17 protein-coding genes are annotated in these 17,089 nt (G+C 67.5%); 4 read left to right on the forward strand and 13 right to left on the reverse strand.

The features are described 5' to 3' along the window. Window positions 1–2 precede the first annotated feature (2 nt). From FV560_RS18220 to FV560_RS18250, 7 genes are all read right to left on the reverse strand, one after another. The gene (locus FV560_RS18220) at window positions 3–827 is read right to left on the reverse strand and encodes a carbohydrate ABC transporter permease (protein ID WP_235020213.1); all 825 of its coding nucleotides are present in this window, start codon (window positions 825–827) and stop codon (window positions 3–5) included. A gap of 92 nt (window positions 828–919) precedes the next feature. Then, entirely contained in the window at window positions 920–1,888 is a 969-nt protein-coding gene (locus FV560_RS18225) for a carbohydrate ABC transporter permease (protein WP_159623070.1), read from the reverse strand. Continuing rightward, window positions 1,885–3,177 carry an ABC transporter substrate-binding protein gene (locus FV560_RS18230; RefSeq protein ID WP_159623072.1) on the reverse strand — a complete coding sequence of 431 codons (1,293 nt, stop codon included), beginning with the start codon at window positions 3,175–3,177 and terminating at the stop codon, window positions 1,885–1,887. Before FV560_RS18230 ends, FV560_RS18225 begins: the two co-directional genes overlap by 4 nt. A 45-nt stretch (window positions 3,178–3,222) precedes the next feature. Then, window positions 3,223–4,803, reverse strand: coding sequence for an apiosidase-like domain-containing protein (locus FV560_RS18235; RefSeq protein ID WP_159623074.1), 1,581 nt, complete (start codon window positions 4,801–4,803; stop codon window positions 3,223–3,225). Window positions 4,804–4,844: 41 nt separating this feature from the next. Further along, on the reverse strand, window positions 4,845–5,537 hold the full coding sequence (locus FV560_RS18240; RefSeq protein ID WP_159623076.1) for a GntR family transcriptional regulator: 693 nt from the start codon (window positions 5,535–5,537) through the stop codon (window positions 4,845–4,847). Further along, window positions 5,530–6,381: a sugar phosphate isomerase/epimerase family protein gene (locus FV560_RS18245; RefSeq protein ID WP_159623078.1), complete on the reverse strand. Its 852-nt coding sequence runs from the start codon at window positions 6,379–6,381 to the stop codon at window positions 5,530–5,532. The genes FV560_RS18240 and FV560_RS18245 overlap by 8 nt, the downstream gene beginning before the upstream one ends. Beyond that, window positions 6,381–7,343: a sugar phosphate isomerase/epimerase family protein gene (locus FV560_RS18250; RefSeq protein WP_159623080.1), complete on the reverse strand. Its 963-nt coding sequence runs from the start codon at window positions 7,341–7,343 to the stop codon at window positions 6,381–6,383. The genes FV560_RS18245 and FV560_RS18250 overlap by 1 nt, the downstream gene beginning before the upstream one ends. Window positions 7,344–7,469: 126 nt before the next feature. On the opposite strand from FV560_RS18250, the gene FV560_RS18255 reads away from it, so the two are divergent. Further along, on the forward strand, window positions 7,470–8,918 hold the full coding sequence (locus FV560_RS18255) for an amidase (RefSeq protein WP_159623082.1): 1,449 nt from the start codon (window positions 7,470–7,472) through the stop codon (window positions 8,916–8,918). A gap of 10 nt (window positions 8,919–8,928) precedes the next feature. Here the strand turns inward: FV560_RS18255 and FV560_RS18260 are convergent, their stop codons facing one another. From FV560_RS18260 to FV560_RS18270, 3 genes are all read right to left on the reverse strand, one after another. After that, a complete protein-coding gene (locus FV560_RS18260) occupies window positions 8,929–9,585 on the reverse strand; it encodes an LppM family (lipo)protein (protein WP_159623084.1) in 657 nt (218 codons plus the stop codon). A gap of 119 nt (window positions 9,586–9,704) precedes the next feature. After that, window positions 9,705–10,118 (reverse strand): HIT family protein, encoded by a 414-nt coding sequence (locus FV560_RS18265; RefSeq protein ID WP_159623086.1) that lies wholly within the window; start codon window positions 10,116–10,118, stop codon window positions 9,705–9,707. Window positions 10,119–10,298: 180 nt separating this feature from the next. Then, window positions 10,299–10,478, reverse strand: a complete 180-nt coding sequence (locus tag FV560_RS18270) for an antitoxin (RefSeq protein WP_159623088.1) — start codon at window positions 10,476–10,478, stop codon at window positions 10,299–10,301. Between the two features lie 280 nt (window positions 10,479–10,758). On the opposite strand from FV560_RS18270, the gene clpB reads away from it, so the two are divergent. After that, entirely contained in the window at window positions 10,759–13,356 is a 2,598-nt protein-coding gene (gene clpB / locus FV560_RS18275; RefSeq protein ID WP_159623090.1) for an ATP-dependent chaperone ClpB, read from the forward strand. A gap of 93 nt (window positions 13,357–13,449) precedes the next feature. On the opposite strand, the gene FV560_RS18280 is transcribed toward clpB, so the two are convergent. The 3 genes from FV560_RS18280 to FV560_RS18290 form a co-directional block, all read right to left on the reverse strand. Continuing rightward, window positions 13,450–14,295, reverse strand: a complete 846-nt coding sequence (locus tag FV560_RS18280) for a septum formation family protein (RefSeq protein ID WP_159623092.1) — start codon at window positions 14,293–14,295, stop codon at window positions 13,450–13,452. A gap of 90 nt (window positions 14,296–14,385) precedes the next feature. After that, the gene (locus FV560_RS18285; RefSeq protein WP_159623094.1) at window positions 14,386–15,105 is read right to left on the reverse strand and encodes a septum formation family protein; all 720 of its coding nucleotides are present in this window, start codon (window positions 15,103–15,105) and stop codon (window positions 14,386–14,388) included. Between the two features lie 70 nt (window positions 15,106–15,175). Further along, on the reverse strand, window positions 15,176–16,066 hold the full coding sequence (locus tag FV560_RS18290) for a DUF4190 domain-containing protein (RefSeq protein WP_159623096.1): 891 nt from the start codon (window positions 16,064–16,066) through the stop codon (window positions 15,176–15,178). A 67-nt stretch (window positions 16,067–16,133) separates the two neighbouring features. Between FV560_RS18290 and FV560_RS18295 the strand changes: the two genes are divergently transcribed. Continuing rightward, complete coding sequence (locus FV560_RS18295) at window positions 16,134–16,514, forward strand: ArsR/SmtB family transcription factor (protein WP_235020214.1); 381 nt, start codon at window positions 16,134–16,136, stop codon at window positions 16,512–16,514. Further along, a complete protein-coding gene (locus tag FV560_RS18300; protein WP_159623100.1) occupies window positions 16,511–16,990 on the forward strand; it encodes an SRPBCC domain-containing protein in 480 nt (159 codons plus the stop codon). The genes FV560_RS18295 and FV560_RS18300 overlap by 4 nt, the downstream gene beginning before the upstream one ends. Window positions 16,991–17,089 lie beyond the last annotated feature (99 nt).

A 17,089-nucleotide genomic window follows, 5' to 3' on the forward strand; every position in this document is an offset into this window, starting at 1 on the left:
CGTCAGCCCTTCAGCCCGGTGGTGGAAATACCTTCCACGATCTGTCGCTGGAAGAGCACGAACATGACGACCAGCGGCAGCAGTGACAGCGTGCTCATCGCAAGCATCGGCCCCCAGGCGGACTCGCCCGTGGTGTCCAGGAACATGCGCAGCGCCAGGGGGACTGTGTACAGGGCGGTGTCGGAGATATAGATGAGTTGTGAGAAGAAGTCGTTGTACGTCCAGATGGTGGTGAAGATGGCCCCCGTCACCAGAGCCGGGCGAAGCAGCGGGAAGATGATCGTCGTGTAGATCCGCAGTGGCCCTGCGCCGTCGATCTGCGCGGCCTGGTCCAGCTCCTTCGGAATTCCTCGGATGAACTGCACGAAGAGGAAGATGAAGAACGCATCCGTAGCCAAGAACTTCGGTACGGTCAGCGGGAGGAACGAGTTCACCCACCCCAGTTCGTAGAACAGGGTGTACTGCGGGATCAGCGTCGCGTGGTACGGGAGCATGATGGTCCCGAGCATCACTGCGAACCAGAGGGCGCGCATCCGGAACCTCAGCCGGGCGAACGCATAGGCGGCCATGGAGCACGTGAGCAGGTTTCCTGCCACCGCGAGGGCGCTGATGATGAATGAGTTGAGGTAGAAGGTCTCGAAGGGTTCGCGTAACCCGTTCCATCCCTCGGCGTAGTTCTCCCATCGAAATGTCTCGGGGAGCAGGTTCGCGCTTCCGGAGAAGATCTCCGAGTCGGGCTTGAGCGAACTGGAAGCCATCCACAGCACCGGGTAGATCATGGCGAGCGCACCCGCTGCCACCAGCAACTGGATCGGGATTCGGCGCATCCATTGGCCACCGCTCCTGCTGCGATTGGTGGGCGGCTGGCGTCGATCGCCGGCCGCCGGACCACGTGATGTGGGTGCAGTGAGGGTAGACATCATCGTCCTCCGTCTTCGTAGTGCACCCAGAACCTGCTGAGTGCGAAGTTGATCGCTGTGAAGAGCGCGATGATCGCCAGGAGGACCCAGGCGAGCGCTGAGGCATAGCCCATCCGGAAACTGGTGAAGCCCTCGATGTAGATGTACAGCGTGTAGAAGAGCGTGGAGTCCGACGGCCCGCCGGTGCCACCGCTGACGATGAACGCAGAGTTGAACGCCTGGAATGCGCCGATGAGCTGAAGGATCGCATTGAGGAAGATGACCGGAGTGATGATCGGTAGCGTGATCTTGAAGAAGCGCTGCAGCGCTGTGGCGCCATCGACGTGGGCGGCTTCGTAGTACTCGGCAGGCACCTGGCGAAGTCCGGCGAGGAAGATGACCATGGGGGAACCGAACTCCCAGACCCGAAGCAGGATGAGGGTCCACAGCGCGAAGTCCGGATCGGCGATCCACGTCGGAGGGTTCTCCCACCCGAGGCCGCGCAGGACCACATTGACGACGCCTTCACGGCCGAACACCTGCCGCCAGAGGACCGCGATGGCTACGCTGCCCCCGAGCAGGCTGGGCAGGTAGTAGAGAGCGCGGTAGGCGCTCACCCCGCGCATCGCCCGGTTGAGCAGCACAGCCACCAAGAGGGCGAAGGCGAGCTGGAGTGGGACCGAGACGAAGACGTACGTCAGCGTCACGGCGACCGAGGAGAGGAACCGGTCGTCCTCGGTGAACATGCGCTCGTAGTTGTCCAGGCCGATCCAATTGGCACTGGAGAGCAATGAGAAGTCGGTGAACGAATAGTAGAGCGAGACGAGCATCGGACCCGCGGTCAGGATCACGAGCCCGATGAGCCACGGCGTCAGGAACAGGTACCCCCAGCGGCCCTCCGAGGCATGTATCGCGTTCCGGCGGCGCCGGCCCGGGGGCTCAGCCCCGGGCGCGGCGCCGGCCGGCCGGCGTGTCAGCAGCGAGGTCATGACTCGAGGGCTCGCTCAGCGGTTTCGAAGAACTCGTCGACGGCCTCGTCGATGCTCGAGTCACCGAACATCACACTCTCCGTGGCGGCGCCGAAGGCCGTGTTCACATCTGGATAGCCGATGGGGAACTCCTGATCCAGGCTGATCGCCTCATCGGCTAGCTCGTCGGCGATGAGGTTGATGTAGTCGACGAAGTTCTGTTCGGCGTCGTTGTACTCGAGTTCGTCACGCAGTGCGCGGTTCGGCGGAGCACCGAACTCTGCCCCCAGCACCCCCACAGCGCCGGGGTCGTTGAAGATGAAGTTGAGGAAGTCGACGGCCGTGTCCGGATCGCCGGTCTCGGAGAACACTGAGACCCAGTTCGAGCCACGGAGGAAGTGCCCACTGCCTTGACCGTCCGGATCGATCGGGAGCGTGGTCAGCGCGAGACGGCTCTCGGTGAGCGCCTGCATCGAGTTCAACGCGTTGGCGTAGGTCTGGTGGTTGATGGCGTACCCGCGGATCAGCGCGGAACTCTCGAACGTGCCGGCCTCGGCCGTGATGTCCGAGGGAGGTGCAGCGCCCTCCTCGCGGAGCATTTCCCAGTAGGTGATCCAGTCCTCGAGGTCGCTCCGTTCGAATCCGAGCTGGCCATCGGCCGTGAAGGCGTACTTGCCGCGCTGCAGCAACCAGACCTTGAACCCTTGATCGAGCTGCGTGGAGCGGTCCTCGGTCCCGTAGAAGTCGCCGTCGACGGCCCGGGAGATATCGGCGCTGAAGGTGAGCAGGTCCTCCCAGGTGTAGCCCGGTTCGGGCAGTTGCATACCCAGGCTCTCCAGGCGATCGACGTCGTAGATCACTCCGTGCGCATTGTCGCCGTAGCTCAGGGCGTTGACCGAACCGTCGATGCGGCCGAGGTCCACGATGCCCTCGGTGAACTCCGAGACGTCGAGCCCCGCGCCGAGGTAGTCGTCGAGGGTCAAGAGGGCATCCTGGCGCGCGAACGTGGCAATGTTGCCATGAAAGATGGCCATGATGTCGGGGGCGTTGCCGCCGCTGACCTGAGTGGCGAGCCGGTCGATGTAGTTGTCCACGCTCGCAGCGTCGAGGCCGATGCTGCGATCCGGGTTCGCCTCGGTGTAGAGCCCGAAGACCTGCTCGAGCAGATCGAGTCGGCTCGAACTGCCGTACTGAGACATGGTCAGTGAGCCGGACCCGCCTGAGTCGCTACCGCACGCGGCGAGCCCGGTTCCCAGCGTCGCCCCGGCGCCGAGTCCGGCCGTGGCTTTCAAGAACATCCTGCGATCCATCTGTATCTCCTTTGATGTGGTGGGTCTGGTGGGGTGTGGCGGGGCTCAGTTCACGTGCAGCACGGTGAGCGTCCAGTCCGACGGGGGCGTCAGCGTGTGGGTTCCGCTGGTGAGTGCGCCGATCTGCTGACGCTCGCCGGTGAGGGGAGCGAGCCACGTAGCGTGCAACTCGCCGTCGTCGGCACGGATGTCGATCTCGATCTCGGTCGCCGTGTCGGTCATGGCCACGTACTCGCGGCCGATCTCCCCGCGCACCATGACGGGTACCTCAGCCCGTGCAACTCCGGCGAGCGGGACCAGCCGCCGATGGTCGATGCCTCCCCAGAAGTCGGAGAGAACGCGGGCAGCGCGGTAACCGGGAGGCTCCGGGAACGGGATGAAGAGACTCCAGGCGGTGTTCCGGTAGTAGTAGTTCGGGTATGCCCCGCCCAGCACGATGTGCCACATCCGGCGCGTGACCTCCTGCCAGGACTGGTCATGGTCGGGGTGGTCGGAGGGGAGGTCGTCGATTCCGGACTCGTAGCCGAACTCGATGTTGATGTAGGGCTTCGCCCAGCGCCGGTGATGCTCGACCGCATCGGCGTGGATGTCCTGCAGGATCTGGTCGGCGGTGACGTCCGTCAGTGCGTCGATCAGCTCGTTCTCGAAGCGGACGAACTGCCGGCCCCAGTCCACCCGAGGTGGGGGGTTGGTGTCGTGAGCGGTGACGAGCCGTTGGTAGCCATCGAGGTGTCGGAACAACGCCAGGCGCGTCCAGATGTACTCGGCCGGGCGGTGGTAGGTCTCCTTGGCCACGTCCCAGATGATCGAGCCGAACGCTTGGTACCGCGCGATGATCTGCCGCCAGTAGCGCTCGTCGTCCGCAGTTCCGGGCTCGGGCCAGTTCACGTCCTTGTTGTAGACATGAACCATCAGGTGGGTGACGAGGCCCGCCTCGTGCAGCAGACTGATCGCGCGATCCATGTGTGCGAAGAACGAGGGGTCGAGCCGGCTGTAGTCGGGTGAATCGTTGCCCCCGGGCCAGGGGGCGATAGTCGGCACTACCCATCGAGGGTCTGCCTCGAGGTCTTCGTCGACGTACTGCCGGAAGGAGTGGGCGTAGGCGTTGACGGTGACGGCCGTGAACCCTGCGCTGGAGATCGAATCGACGACCTCTCGCACGCGGGTCAGCTCCTCGTCGCGCTGATCGACCATGAGCAGCCAGTCGGCCTCGTAGCCGAGGAAGAAGAAGCTTGTCTGGTCCGCCCAGCGGAAGTGGCGGGGGAAGTCCGGGTCGGTGCCGAGCGCCCCACGCCCGGCGCGTTCGGACGAGACGTCGGCCTCGAGTTCGGTGGCACTCAGCAGGACCCCCTCCGTGCCGTGCACCGTGACCCGCCACGCACCGGCGTGAGGGAAACTCACGCGAGCGCGCAATCCGAGTGCCTCGTCGTAGAAGGCGGGCACAGTGATCACGACGGCGTCCGGGCCGGTGAGGGTGACACTCACGTCCAGGTCGAGAGGGTTCGCGCCCGGTGCAAGGGCATCGCCGAGAACGGCATCCAGTGTGATGTCGACGACGCGATCTCGGGCGATATGGATCCGGTCACCAAGGGTGTGACTCGGGATCGGTGCGGTGACGGTGGTCATGGGTCTCCTCCTCGTCGAGGGGTGTACTGGGGCCGACTGGACTAGCTGGACGTCGGCGTGGGCACGTTCATGAAGCCGAAGCTGGCGTTGAGGAATGCGATGTTCTCGGCGCGGACGCGCTCGAGATGCGCTTCGTGGACCGAGCGCGCACCGTCACCGTCACCGGCGACGAGTGCTTCGTGCATCGCGCGGTGCTCTCGCGCGGAGATGATCGCGCCCTCGGGGCGGATGTTCAGCGACAGGAACCTCACGCGGTGGATCACGGTCTCGACTCGCTCCAGCATCGAGTCGAGGAGTGGGTTTCCCCCGAGAGTGCGCAGGAGATGGTGGAACTCCTCGTCGCCGGCGACCCACTCCTGCTGGTCCCCGGTTTGCGCCGCGTCCTCCATCCGAGCGATGGCTCGGTCGAGTGCGTCTCCCTGTTCCGGGCTGACATGGGCCGCGAGCTTGCGCACCAGCATGCCCTCGAGCGCCATGGCGATCTCGTACGCTTGCTCGACGGCGTCAACGGTGAGTGGGCGTACCCACGCCGCGCGGTTGTCCTCCATGTCGACCAGGCCATCGGCTTTCAGCCGATGCAGTGCTGTGCGCACCGGCGTGCGTGAGATGCCGAGGTCTGTCGCCAATCGGACGCTTGTCAACCGCTCGCCGGGTGTGTAACGACCTCGGAGGATCGCTTCGCGCAGTCGCAGGTAGCACCGCTCGGCCACCGAGGTGTCCTCTGACTCAGCCACGGGCGACCACCTCCTGCGTAGCCAGCCGCGGGTGAGAGGCCGCGGTGCGTGCGGAGTGTCGGCGCCAGTCTGTCTCGGTGGCAACGGTGGCTTCGGGAGTGCCTTCCCACGGCGACCACTGCTCAAGTACGACCGCCAGCTCTGCTTCGACACCCAGCGGAGCATTCTCGGCGACGGCGTCCAGCACGGCTTCTACATCGGTCGTGCCCTCGCCCAGCGGGGTCCCGAGGATCGAGGCGCCGACGCCGTTGGTGCCCGGCTCGATCCGGTAGTCCTTGAGGTGAACGCACCGTGCGTAGGGTGCGAGCGCCGCGATCGTCTCGTGCGGCCATTCCTGGCACACGATCGAGTTCGCGACATCGAGCGTGACCCCCACAGCCGGTGAGTCGATCCGGTGGAGGGCCTCGACCATGCGAGGGCTGGGGGTCAGGAAGTGGTTCTCGATCGCGAGCACGATCCCGGCCGCCTCGAAGTCCGGTGCGCAGGCGGCCAGTGCTGCCACGGCCGAGTCCTCGTCGGGTACGTTCGGGCCGTGCATCACCACCCGGACCAGGTCGCACCCGAGCAGTTGCGCGATGCGCAACTGGTGCTTCAATCGCGGGACCGTGGCGCCGCTGAAGCCTGATTGCAACTGGATGCGGAGTGCCTCGGCGTTCGCGCGGATGTCGGTCAGCTGGCCGTCGGTCGCGGTCTCCAGGGATTCGACGTCAGCAAGCTGGAGTACGCCGCAGCCCAGCATCGCGGTCTCCTGGAGCACGGCCTGCAGCGCGCTCAGTGGTGCTGGTTGGGTCGAGTTGATGCCCAACTGCCAGCGGAAGGCGTAGCTACCCAAGCCGAGGCGCATCAGTCCACCAGAGCCGTGATCAGGTGGGCGGTCGCTTGCGCCGGGTCGGCGTTGTCGATGAGGTCCTGCAAGGTATCGCGGCCCAGGCGCTCGACGAGCTTCTCCAGCGCCTCCATGGACCGAAGAGTCGCGTCGAAAGCCTCGGCAGGGTCCCCGTGCTTGGTGAAGACGTCGTAGGCCAGCCAGCCGTCCCAGCCCATCCGGTCGAGGTAGAAGAGGGTCTCGACCATCTCCCACAGGTTCACGGCGCCGGGAACGATGTCCCAGTCCCATCCCCGGTTGTTGTCGTTGAAGTGGACGTAGAAGAGCCGGCCGGCCTCGTGAGCCATGGCGGCGCTCATGGCCGGGGTCTCCTGGGCGATCAGCGCATGGCCGACGTCCATGGTCACCCCGACGTTGTCGAGGCCGATCCTGTCGCACAGGTGCAAGGTGGTGCCGATGTCCGGGACGACGATGCGAGTGCGGGACTCGAAAGCCTTGTATTCGATGCTGACGCGCACGTCGTCACGGTGGGAGGCGCCGGCCCGAAGGCCCTCGATGAGCCAGGACCACTGCTTGGCGTAGTCGACCTGGAAGCTGTAGTCCCACCCGTCCATCAACGGACACACCGTCACCATGGATGCGCCGAGCTCAGCGGAGAGGTCCATTGCCGTGGTCAGCCACTGCACGGCCTCGCGGCGTGTGGCTGCGTCCGGGTTGGTGAAGGAGCCATTGCGCCAGCGCGGATCTCCCTTGATGTTGAGATTGACGGCGGAGACCTCCAGCCCGGAGGTCGCGACGAGTTCTTTCGCTCGTTCGATGTCGCCGAGGTCGGCTGGGTAGACCAACTCCACGCCCTGGGCGCCGGGCAGTGCCGCAGCCTGTTCCATCCGGCGCTCCAGCGGTACCGCCGGTTGGAACTCCGTGAAGCGGTCTGCGTACCGGTCGAGAATGCCGACCATGATCGAGTGCCGAAGCCTCATCGCTTTTGTATCCCTTTCTGGATCCACTTTGGAATCCACTCAGCGTAGGTGGGGTTGGCCGACGCGTCAATAGGGGTAGGGATCCTGAGCGTGTGCTTGCGGGCGGCTGGCGCGTAGGCTCGTGCCATGGCCGATCTGCACGATCTGACCGCCCGTGAACTCGCCACCGCGATCCGCACCCGCCAGACCTCGCCCGCCGAGGTGCTCGCCCACACCGAGGCCCGTGCCGACGCGCTCAGCGAGCGAGTGGGCGCCTTCGTCACCCGAGCACCCGATCTCGCCCGGGCCCACGCCGACGACGCAGCTCGCCTCCTCGAGGAGTCCTCACCCGAGGAGGTGGCCCGTGACCATCCTCTGCTCGGGGTGCCGCTGCCGATCAAGGACCTGACGATGGTGGCCGGTGTGCCGATGCGCGCCGGGAGCGCCGCCCTGGACGGTTTCGTCGCCCCGGTCGACGACGGCCTGGTCACCCGGTTCCGGGAGGCAGGCACCCTCATGGTCGGCAAGACCAACACTCCCGAGATCGGTCTGCCCTGCTACACCGAGCCCGAGATCGCACCCCCGGCCCGCACCCCGTGGGACCTGACCCGGTCCGCCGGCGGATCCTCCGGGGGCGCCGCGGCCGCCGTCGCCTCACGGATCGTCCCGATCGCGCAGGGAAGCGACGGTGGTGGCTCGATCCGCATCCCAGCCAGTGCGTGCGGGCTCGTCGGCCTCAAGGCCAGCCGCGGTCGCGTGTCGAACGGGCCGCTCGGGGTGGACGGCGCCGCCCTGGCCACGCACGGCGTGCTCACCCGGGACGTGCGCGACACCGCCCTCGCACTCGATCTGCTCAGCCCCCCGTGGCCCGGCGACTCGGCGCTGCTTCCCAGGCCGCAGACCTCCTTCCTCGACGCCTGTGAACGCCGTGAACAGGGACTGCGCGTGGGAGTCGTGACCACACCGTTCATCACACCCGAGGCGCCGGTACACGCGCAGGCAAGGGCCGCCGTCGAGAAGACCGCTAGGGCGTTGGAGGCGATGGGCCACCACGTGAGCGAGGCGCCGGTGCCGTTCGCGGCCGAGGAGTGGACCCCGTTCCTGGACGTGTGGTCAGTCATGGCCGCGAGCGCGCCGCTGCCGGAGGAGGCCGAGCACCTGCTGGTGCCGCTGACCCAGTGGATGCGCGAGCGCGGGCGGGGCGTGAGCGGGCTCGCCTACGCGGGTGCGATCAGCGCCGGGCAGCGGCTCACACGCCAGACCGCGACCGCATGGGCGGAGTTCGACGTGATCCTCACGCCCACGCTCGCGCAACCGCCGGCGCCCATCGGGTCCATCCGTGACGACGCCGACCCCGAGGGTGACTTCTGGGCACAGTGTGCCTTCACCCCATGGACGAGCACCTGGAACATCCTCGGCTGGCCTGCGATCTCTCTGCCCGTGCACTGGGCGCCCGACTCCCCCGACGGCGGCCCTGACCTCCCGTTCGGCGTGGCCCTGGGGGCGGGGCTGGGCGGAGAGGAGCGGCTGCTCTCGCTCGCGGCGGCGCTGGAGGAGGCGCTGCCCTGGTCCGGCCGGCGGCCCCCGGTGGGGTGAGGGCCGCCGCTCACTCCTTCACGGGCCGAGTGTTCGACCGTGCAGCGCGCTGCCGCCACTGCACCACAGCAAATCCGACCCCACTGACCAGCACCAGACCCGCGGACACCGGCACCCAGGGGAAGGGAGCCTGGGCGCCCGGCATCGAACCGGTCGCCCGCAACGCGGAGTCGCCGGCGTCCAGGTGCCAGGTCACCGTGGAACCCTCACGCTCCCCGTCGTGGTGGGTGACGCCGTCGGGAAAGGTGATCGACAGGTCCGCCTCCCAGCCGTCGGCATCGGCCTCGGCGAGGCTGCCCAGGCCGGCCACCACGGTGATCTCCTGATCATCGGAGATGATGCTCAGTGCCCCACTCGTGGCGGCTTCCAGTCGCTCGACCGGGGTCTCGGTCAGGGTGAGCCGCACGCCTGCGTACTCGCCGTCGTCATAGGGCTCCGCGGTGACCCCTTGATCCGGGGCGGCCTCGAGATCGGACTCGATCCCGGCCACCATCGCGTCCAGATCCTCGCCGTTCTCCTCGGCCCACGCCCTACTGACGGCGACCGTCACCTCCCCGGAGACCGTCGCCGCGTCGGGGGCGATGGTGAGATCACCCTCCACACGGAAACAGCCGGCGAGGAGCAGCAGGCTCGCGACGGCGAGGAGCAGGCGCAGCAGCGGTTTCACGCAGCAGAGTGTGCCAGCCTCACCTGAGATGTCCGCTCGGGTGCCGGTTCGCGCGTTGTGATGTGATCCCGGTGCATGTGATACGTCGGAACCACACCACAAGGCTCGACGCCCGAGGGCTATCCGCCGAGAGCGGTCCGGATCGATGCGGCCGCCGCACCGGCCTCGTCACCGGAGTAGCGCCTGCGCGGCCAGAAGAACCCGCGTAGCCCATCGCCCTTGGTGCGCGGCACCACGTGCAGATGCAGGTGCGGCACGGACTGACTGACCACGTTGTTGACCGCCATGAACGTGCCCTGCGCGCCGAGGGCCTGCGGGATCGCCGCCGCCAGCCGTTGACCGGCTGACCAGAACGCCCCCGCGATCTCAGCCGGAAGGTCGGGAACGGTCGGTACGTGGCGGCGCGGCACGAGCAGCGTGTGGCCGGCGAACAGGGGCCTGGTATCGAGGAAGGCGACGATATCGGGTTCGTCCATCACCACGTGCGCCTCAAGGCCACCGGCGACGATCTGGCAGAACGTGCACTCGGACATGTTCGCATCGTGTCAGGCCGCTTGCGCATGCGCAGGTGGTGAGGCTGCGGCGGATGTGAGTAGCCACTGTGCTCCCAGCCCGGACTGTGTTCGCCCGCCCGGTAGTGCGTGGCGTGGGGGAGTGGGCCGGACATGAAGAACGGCCGACCCGTGCAGGGTCGGCCGTCCGAGAACATGCCGTCAGCGCTCGTCGCCGACCTTGCCGTCGAGGAAGTCGCGGCCCTGCTCGATCTTGTCGGCGTGCTGGCCACCGGTCTTGTCGTTGATGAAGTCCGAGGCGGCGTCGAGACCCTGATCGGTCTTCTCCTCGTCCTTCAGCACCTCGGAGGCCTTGTTCTTCAGGTCGTCGAATCCCACCATGTGCTTCTCCTTCTCGTGGTTGACCGCACGGATGTGCCCTACGCCACCTGAGTTTGTCGCACTTCGGGCCTGTGCGCAGCCTGTTGGACCCGCGGACGGCGTGGGTTGCGTGGGATCGGGCGAAGAGTTCACCGTCTGGTCACCTGCAGGCGGGTTCGACGCGTCACCGGAGTCCCTCGCTGCTGGTTGCGCATCTGAGGCCCATCCTCCAAAGTTGAGTGGAATAGACTCAACCTTGATCTGGTTGTACTGGTCAGTGACCGACCAACTCGGAGGATCGATGGACACCAAGCTCACCACCAAGTCGCAGGAGGCCGTCTCGACGGCCGTGCAGGCCGCTGTGCGTGCCGGGCACGCACAGCTCGAACCGGTCCACCTGCTCAGTGCACTGCTCTCGCAGACGGACGGGGTCGCCGTCGCCCTGCTCGGTGCCGTAGGCGCCGACCGTGCCCACCTCGCGCAGCAGGCTCAGGGTATGGAGACCGCCCTTCCCGCGGCGGCGGGATCCTCGGTGAGTCAGCCGCGGATGTCGCGTGCGATGCTCACCGTGACCGGTGCTGCCGGGGACGAGGCGAAGGCGCTGGGCGATGAGTACGTCTCCACCGAGCACCTGCTGCTGGGATTGGCCAAGGATGCCGGTGCTGTCGGCGAGGCGCTGCGGGGAGCAGGTGCCTCCCGGGATCAGTTGATCGCCGCGCTGCCGCAGGTGCGGGGGTCGGCCCGGGTCACCTCGCCCGATCCCGAGGGGACTTTCCAGGCGCTGGAGAAGTATGGCCTGGACCTCACTGCGGCAGCACGCGAGGGGAAGATCGACCCCATCATCGGGCGCGACTCCGAGATCCGCCGCGTGGTGCAGGTGCTCTCCCGCCGCACCAAGAACAACCCGGTGCTGATCGGTGACCCCGGTGTCGGCAAGACGGCCGTCGTGGAGGGTCTGGCCCAGCGCATCGTGGACGGCGATGTGCCCGACTCGCTGCGTGACAAGCGCCTCATCTCCCTCGACCTGGCCGCGATGGTGGCCGGCGCGAAGTACCGAGGCGAGTTCGAGGAGCGCCTCAAGGCGGTGCTGGACGAGATCAAGAGTTCCGACGGCGAGATCGTCACCTTCATCGACGAGCTGCACACCGTGGTGGGCGCCGGGGCCTCCGAAGGGTCCATGGACGCCGGGAACATGCTCAAGCCCATGCTCGCCCGCGGTGAGCTGCGCATGGTCGGCGCGACCACGCTGGACGAGTTCCGCGAGCACGTCGAGTCCGATCCCGCACTGGAGCGCCGGTTCCAGCAGGTGTTCGTCGGAGAGCCCTCGGTGGAGGACACGGTGGCGATCCTGCGCGGGATCGCTCCCAAGTACGAAGCCCACCACCAGGTGACGATCGCCGACGGCGCACTCGTGGCCGCCGCGCAGCTCTCCGACCGGTACATCCCTGGTCGACAGCTGCCCGACAAGGCGATCGACCTGATCGACGAGGCTGCCTCCCGGTTGCGGATGGAACTGGACTCCTCGCCGGTGGAGATCGATGAGCTGCGCCGGGCCGTGGACCGGCTGAAGATGGAGGAGGCCTACCTCTCGGAGTCCGCCGACGATGCGTCGCGGGACCGATTGGAGAAGTTGCGCGCCGACCTGGCCGACCGCTCGGAGGAGCTGGCGGGCCTGAACGCCCGCTGGGAGGCGGAGAAGGCCGGCCACAACCGGGTGGGTGACCTCAAGGCTCAGCTCGATGCGATGCGCACCGACGCCGAACGTGCCCAGCGTGAGGGTGACCTCGAGAAGGCCTCCCGGCTGCTGTACGGGGAGATCCCTGCCGTCGAGCGGCAGATCGCCGAGGCGGAGGCCGCCGAGCACGATGTGGAGTCTGCGAGCGAGGCTCCGATGATCGCCGACCATGTCGGTGTCGAGGAGGTGGCCGAGGTGGTCGGCGCCTGGACGGGCATCCCCACCGGCCGGCTGCTGGAGGGGGAGACGCAGAAGCTGCTGCACATGGAGGATGTGCTCGGTGAGCGCCTGATCGGTCAGCGGGAGGCCGTGCGCGCCGTCTCCGATGCGGTGCGGCGTTCGCGTGCCGGGATCTCCGACCCGGATCGGCCCACCGGATCCTTCTTGTTCCTCGGGCCCACCGGTGTCGGCAAGACCGAGCTCGCGAAGTCGCTCGCGGACTTCCTCTTCGATGACGAGCGCGCGATCGTGCGCATCGACATGAGCGAGTACGGCGAGAAGCACTCGGTCGCCCGGCTGGTCGGGGCTCCGCCCGGCTATGTCGGCTATGAAGAGGGCGGGCAGCTGACCGAGGCCGTGCGACGCCGTCCGTACTCGGTCGTGCTGCTCGACGAGGTGGAGAAGGCGCACCCGGAGGTCTTCGACATCCTGCTGCAGGTGCTCGACGACGGCCGGCTCACCGATGGTCAGGGGCGCACCGTGGACTTCCGCAACACGATCCTGGTGCTCACCTCCAACCTGGGTTCGCAGTTCCTCGTGGACTCCTCGCTGGAGACTGCGGTCAAGCGTGATCGGGTGCTCGAAGCCGTGCGGGCGTCGTTCAAGCCCGAGTTCCTGAACCGCCTGGACGAGATTGTCGTCTTCGACGCCCTCTCCCTGGACGAGCTGGGCAAGATCGTTGATCTGCAGCTGGAGCGGATGGCCGCGCGGCTCGCCGACCGCCGCCTCGACCTCGAGGTGACCGCGGCCGCCCGCGAGTGGTTGGCCATCGAGGGTTACGATCCCGCCTACGGTGCCCGGCCGCTGCGCCGCCTCGTGCAGCGTGAGATCGGAGACCGGCTCGCCCGGATGCTGCTCGCCGGGGAGGTGGTGGACGGCGGGTCCGTGACGGTGGACCGGCCGGAGTCGCTGGAGGAGCCGGGATTGGTGCTACGCGCCGCCTGAGCCCTGGCCCCCTGACGCTCACTTCACGAAATCGCTCGTCGATCTGGTCGTTGACGGACGACCAGATCGACGAGCGATTTCGGTGCTAGGAGGTCAGGAGACGGAGACGTCTTCGCCGGCGATGAAACTGCCGGTGAGGCTGTACCCGTCATTCGCGGAGATCAGGCAGGTGAACTTCCGGTCGCCGGCATCCCAGGTCTGCTGCGTGGGGTAGAGCGAGTGGTAGCCGATGTTGGTGGTGTCGAACGAGGTGGGCAGCATCGAGTCGAGCTCGGCGAAGCAGAACTCGTCGGAGGCGTCGCCGAAGACGTCCTCACCGGGGAAGTCCGGGTACTCCGCGTCGTCAAGGATCTCCTCGGCGTACACCTCCAGCGCGTGCGGATCAGCGCATGGCACCGCCGGCAGCAGGTTGTCGTCGGTGTAGATGTACTCCAGCACCTCCAGGCAGTGACCAGGCAGCAGGTCCAGATCGGCCACCTCTTCCGGCTGGCTCAGTGGATCGGCCGTCTGGCCGGCGGTCGGCTGCTCGTTCCCGCCACCCAGGAGGCGCAGCGCGAAGTAGCCACCGACGGCGACCACCACGATCAGCACGACGATCCCGATGATCAGCGGGGCCCTGTTCTTCGACGGCGGCGCACCGGACGGTGCCTGACCTCCGCCCCCGTAGCCGGCTCCGGGGGCGCCATAGCCTGGCTGGGGTGTTCCATAGCCAGGCTGCTGTCCGTAGCCGCCTTGTGGACCGTACCCGGGCTGGCCGTAGCCGGGCTGGGCCGGAGTGCCGGGCTGCTGACCGTACCCCGGTTGTGGGCTGTGGCCAGGCTGTGGGTTGTAGCCCGGCTGCTGGCCGTAGCCGGGCTGCTGACTTGGTTGCTGGCCATAGCCGGGCTGCTCCGGACCCGGGGTGCCGGGTTGTTGGTGAGGATCCCACGGTGCGCTCATGGCACTGACTCTAGAAGCCCGCTCGACCGTGGCGCCAGGGCGTTCTGCTAAGGGTGGCGGGCGCGTCCGGTTGAACTGGCCGAACTCGCCTCATGGTCCGGAGATCGCGACATCCTCCCCACTCGTGAAGCTACCGGTCATCGTGTAGCCCTCATCCACCCCGACGATGCAGGTGAGCCTCCGATCGCCCGTCTCCCAGGTCTCAGGCGAGGGGGAGATGGTCCGGTACACCACGGGCGTCGTATCGAGGTCCTCAGGGAGTTCCGCGAGCAGCGACTCACGGCAGAACTCGTCTCCCGCCGTCGTCATCTCCTCCTCTCCTGGGTAGTCCTCCTCGGCGGACTCTTCCTGGGCGAACACTTCGAACTGGTGCGGGTCGGCGCAGTCGGCGAGCGGCATCTCCGGGTCGCCGAGCTCGTACGCGTCCAGGCATTGGCCCACCGTGAGATCGAACTCGGACACCGCCCCGGGCGAGGCTGTGGGCGTGGGAGGCTCCGCCGTCGGGGTGGGCGTGGCCGAGGTGGGGTCCGCCGCCGGAGGCGTCGGCGGTGGCTCGTCCTGGAACAGGGCGCGGAATCCGAGGGTCCCGACGATCAGCACCAGGGCGACCCCGACAGCCACCGCGGCGATCATCGGAACGGTCGTCGTCGATCGACGGTCCGTCGCCTGGGACCCTTCGGCGGGACCGGCGCCCGGGCTCTGCCCGAAGCCGGCCCACGAACCAGCGTGCCGCCCCTGAGCAGGCGCCAGGCGGCGGCCATCGCCGTGCCGCCGGTCGCGCCGCGCCGCGCCCGGGTCCGGAGTACTCATGCGCTGACCCTAGAACGAGCTGTGGCGATGTGCGTGATCCGGGCGTCGCCCGGCAACGGGCAGACCGACCTCATCCGCTCAGCAGGTCTCCGTCGAACGGTCCGGTGCTGCCACGCGCGAGGCACAGGACCGCGGTGGTGCCCTGACCCCATGCCTCTTCGGTGGGGGCCAGGTACCAGGCGGTCAAGCCCGACTCGGGCACGCCGTCGCTCTCCAGTGCCGAGACAGCCGCCTCGCAGGTGGCCAGCGCCTCCTCGGCAACGGCGTCCGCCCCGGGGAAGTCGCCGGTCAGCTCATGGCTGGAGATCGCCTGAGCGATGTGCGACTGCGCACACGGCACCAGCTGGACCTCTCCCACCTGCTCACCCGGTGGGAGGAACTCGATGCAATTGCCCACGGCCACGTTCGAGGCGCCGACGGTCCGGGCGGTCGCGACATCCCCGGCCTGAGGGCTCTCGGTGAGGCGGTCGATCGTGCCATTTCCCGCTAGCACGACTGTGGTCAGTACCCACGCGATCGTGAACAGCGAACCCAAGCCGATCCCTGTCCAGGCCAGCGCCATGCTGCGGCGCCGGTTGCGCTTGATCCGCGTGCGCGCCAGTACGCCGAGGAAGACGGCGACGGGCCCGAGCAGGGCGGTTGCCACGGAGGCCACCGCTGTCGGTTCCAGCGTGGCGCGCTGCATCACCGGGAAGGTGAACTGACCGTAGGAGCCCTGATCCTGCTGGGGCGAGGTGGGGCGGGAGCCGTACATGCTCTGCCCCGCCGGTCCTGGCTGGGGGGTGTGCGGTGGCGGTGCGGGCAGCGGTGGGACCGCGGGTGTCGTCTCGTCCGGGCCTGGTGGCGCCTGCCACGGCGTGGGCGGCTGTCCCGTGGGCGCGCCCCAGGCGCTGGGCGCGGCCCATGGCTCCGGCTGGGGCGGTGTGCCCGGTGCCGGTGGGTGGTCACCGGGATTGCTCATGGCCACGACGATAGCCGGGATCGACCATTGATTGACATGTGACTAAATGGTCACCTATTGTCGAAGCGTGCTCGACGACGACCCAGTCTTCAAGGCGCTGGCGGATCCTGTCCGCCGGCTCCTTCTCGACCTGCTCTTTGTGCAGGACGGGCGCTCCCTCGGTGAGCTCGACGCAGCGGTCAACGAGCACACCGAGATGACCAGGTTCGGTGTGTCGAAGCACCTGAGACAGCTGGAGAACGCCGGCCTGGTCCTCACGCGCAAGCGCGGGCGGACCAAGCACCACTACCTCAACCCCGTGCCGATCCAGCAGATCCACCAGCGGTGGATCGGCAAGTACACCGAGCGGGCCGGTATCGCCTCCGTCCTGCTCGGCATGAAGGAACAGCTCGAGCAATCTCCGGACGAGCCGAAACGGCCCGGCCACGAACCGAAGGACGAATCATGAGCGACAATCTGATCCAGGTCTACAGCATCTACATCAACGCTCCGGCCGCCACCATCTGGAAGGCCATCACCGAGTCGGAATACACCACCCGCTGGGGCTACGGAGGCGAGTCGGAGTACGACCTGCGCCCAGGCGGCACCTATCGCAACCTGACCACAGATGAGATGAAGCAGATGGGGATGGGAGAGGTCGCCGTCACCGGAACGGTCATCGAGACCGACGAGCCGAAACGGCTCGTACTCGATTGGTCCCCGGCCTGGCACCCGGACAAGGCGCCCACCCGCCTCACTTGGGAGTTGACTGAGTACCCCTCCGGCCTCACTCAGGTGGTGCTCACCCACGACCTGACTGCGGCCCCCGAGTTGGCAGCCGAGGTGGCCGGCGGTGGGGAACCGGCGCAGGGTGGCGGCGGATGGCCCTGGTGCCTCTCCGGTCTCAAGACCCTGCTCGAGACCGGTGCGGAGATGGGCGCCTGAGCGACCCGGCCCGACGAGGGTGGCCTGAGTGTCGCGGATCGGCGCCCAATGTCAAGTGGTCGTTGCGACAGTGAGGAGTTGGTTGAGGGCTTGGGCGGG

The sequence above is a fragment of the Ruania rhizosphaerae genome (assembly GCF_009805705.1).
In the GTDB taxonomy this organism is placed as follows: domain Bacteria; phylum Actinomycetota; class Actinomycetes; order Actinomycetales; family Beutenbergiaceae; genus Ruania; species Ruania rhizosphaerae.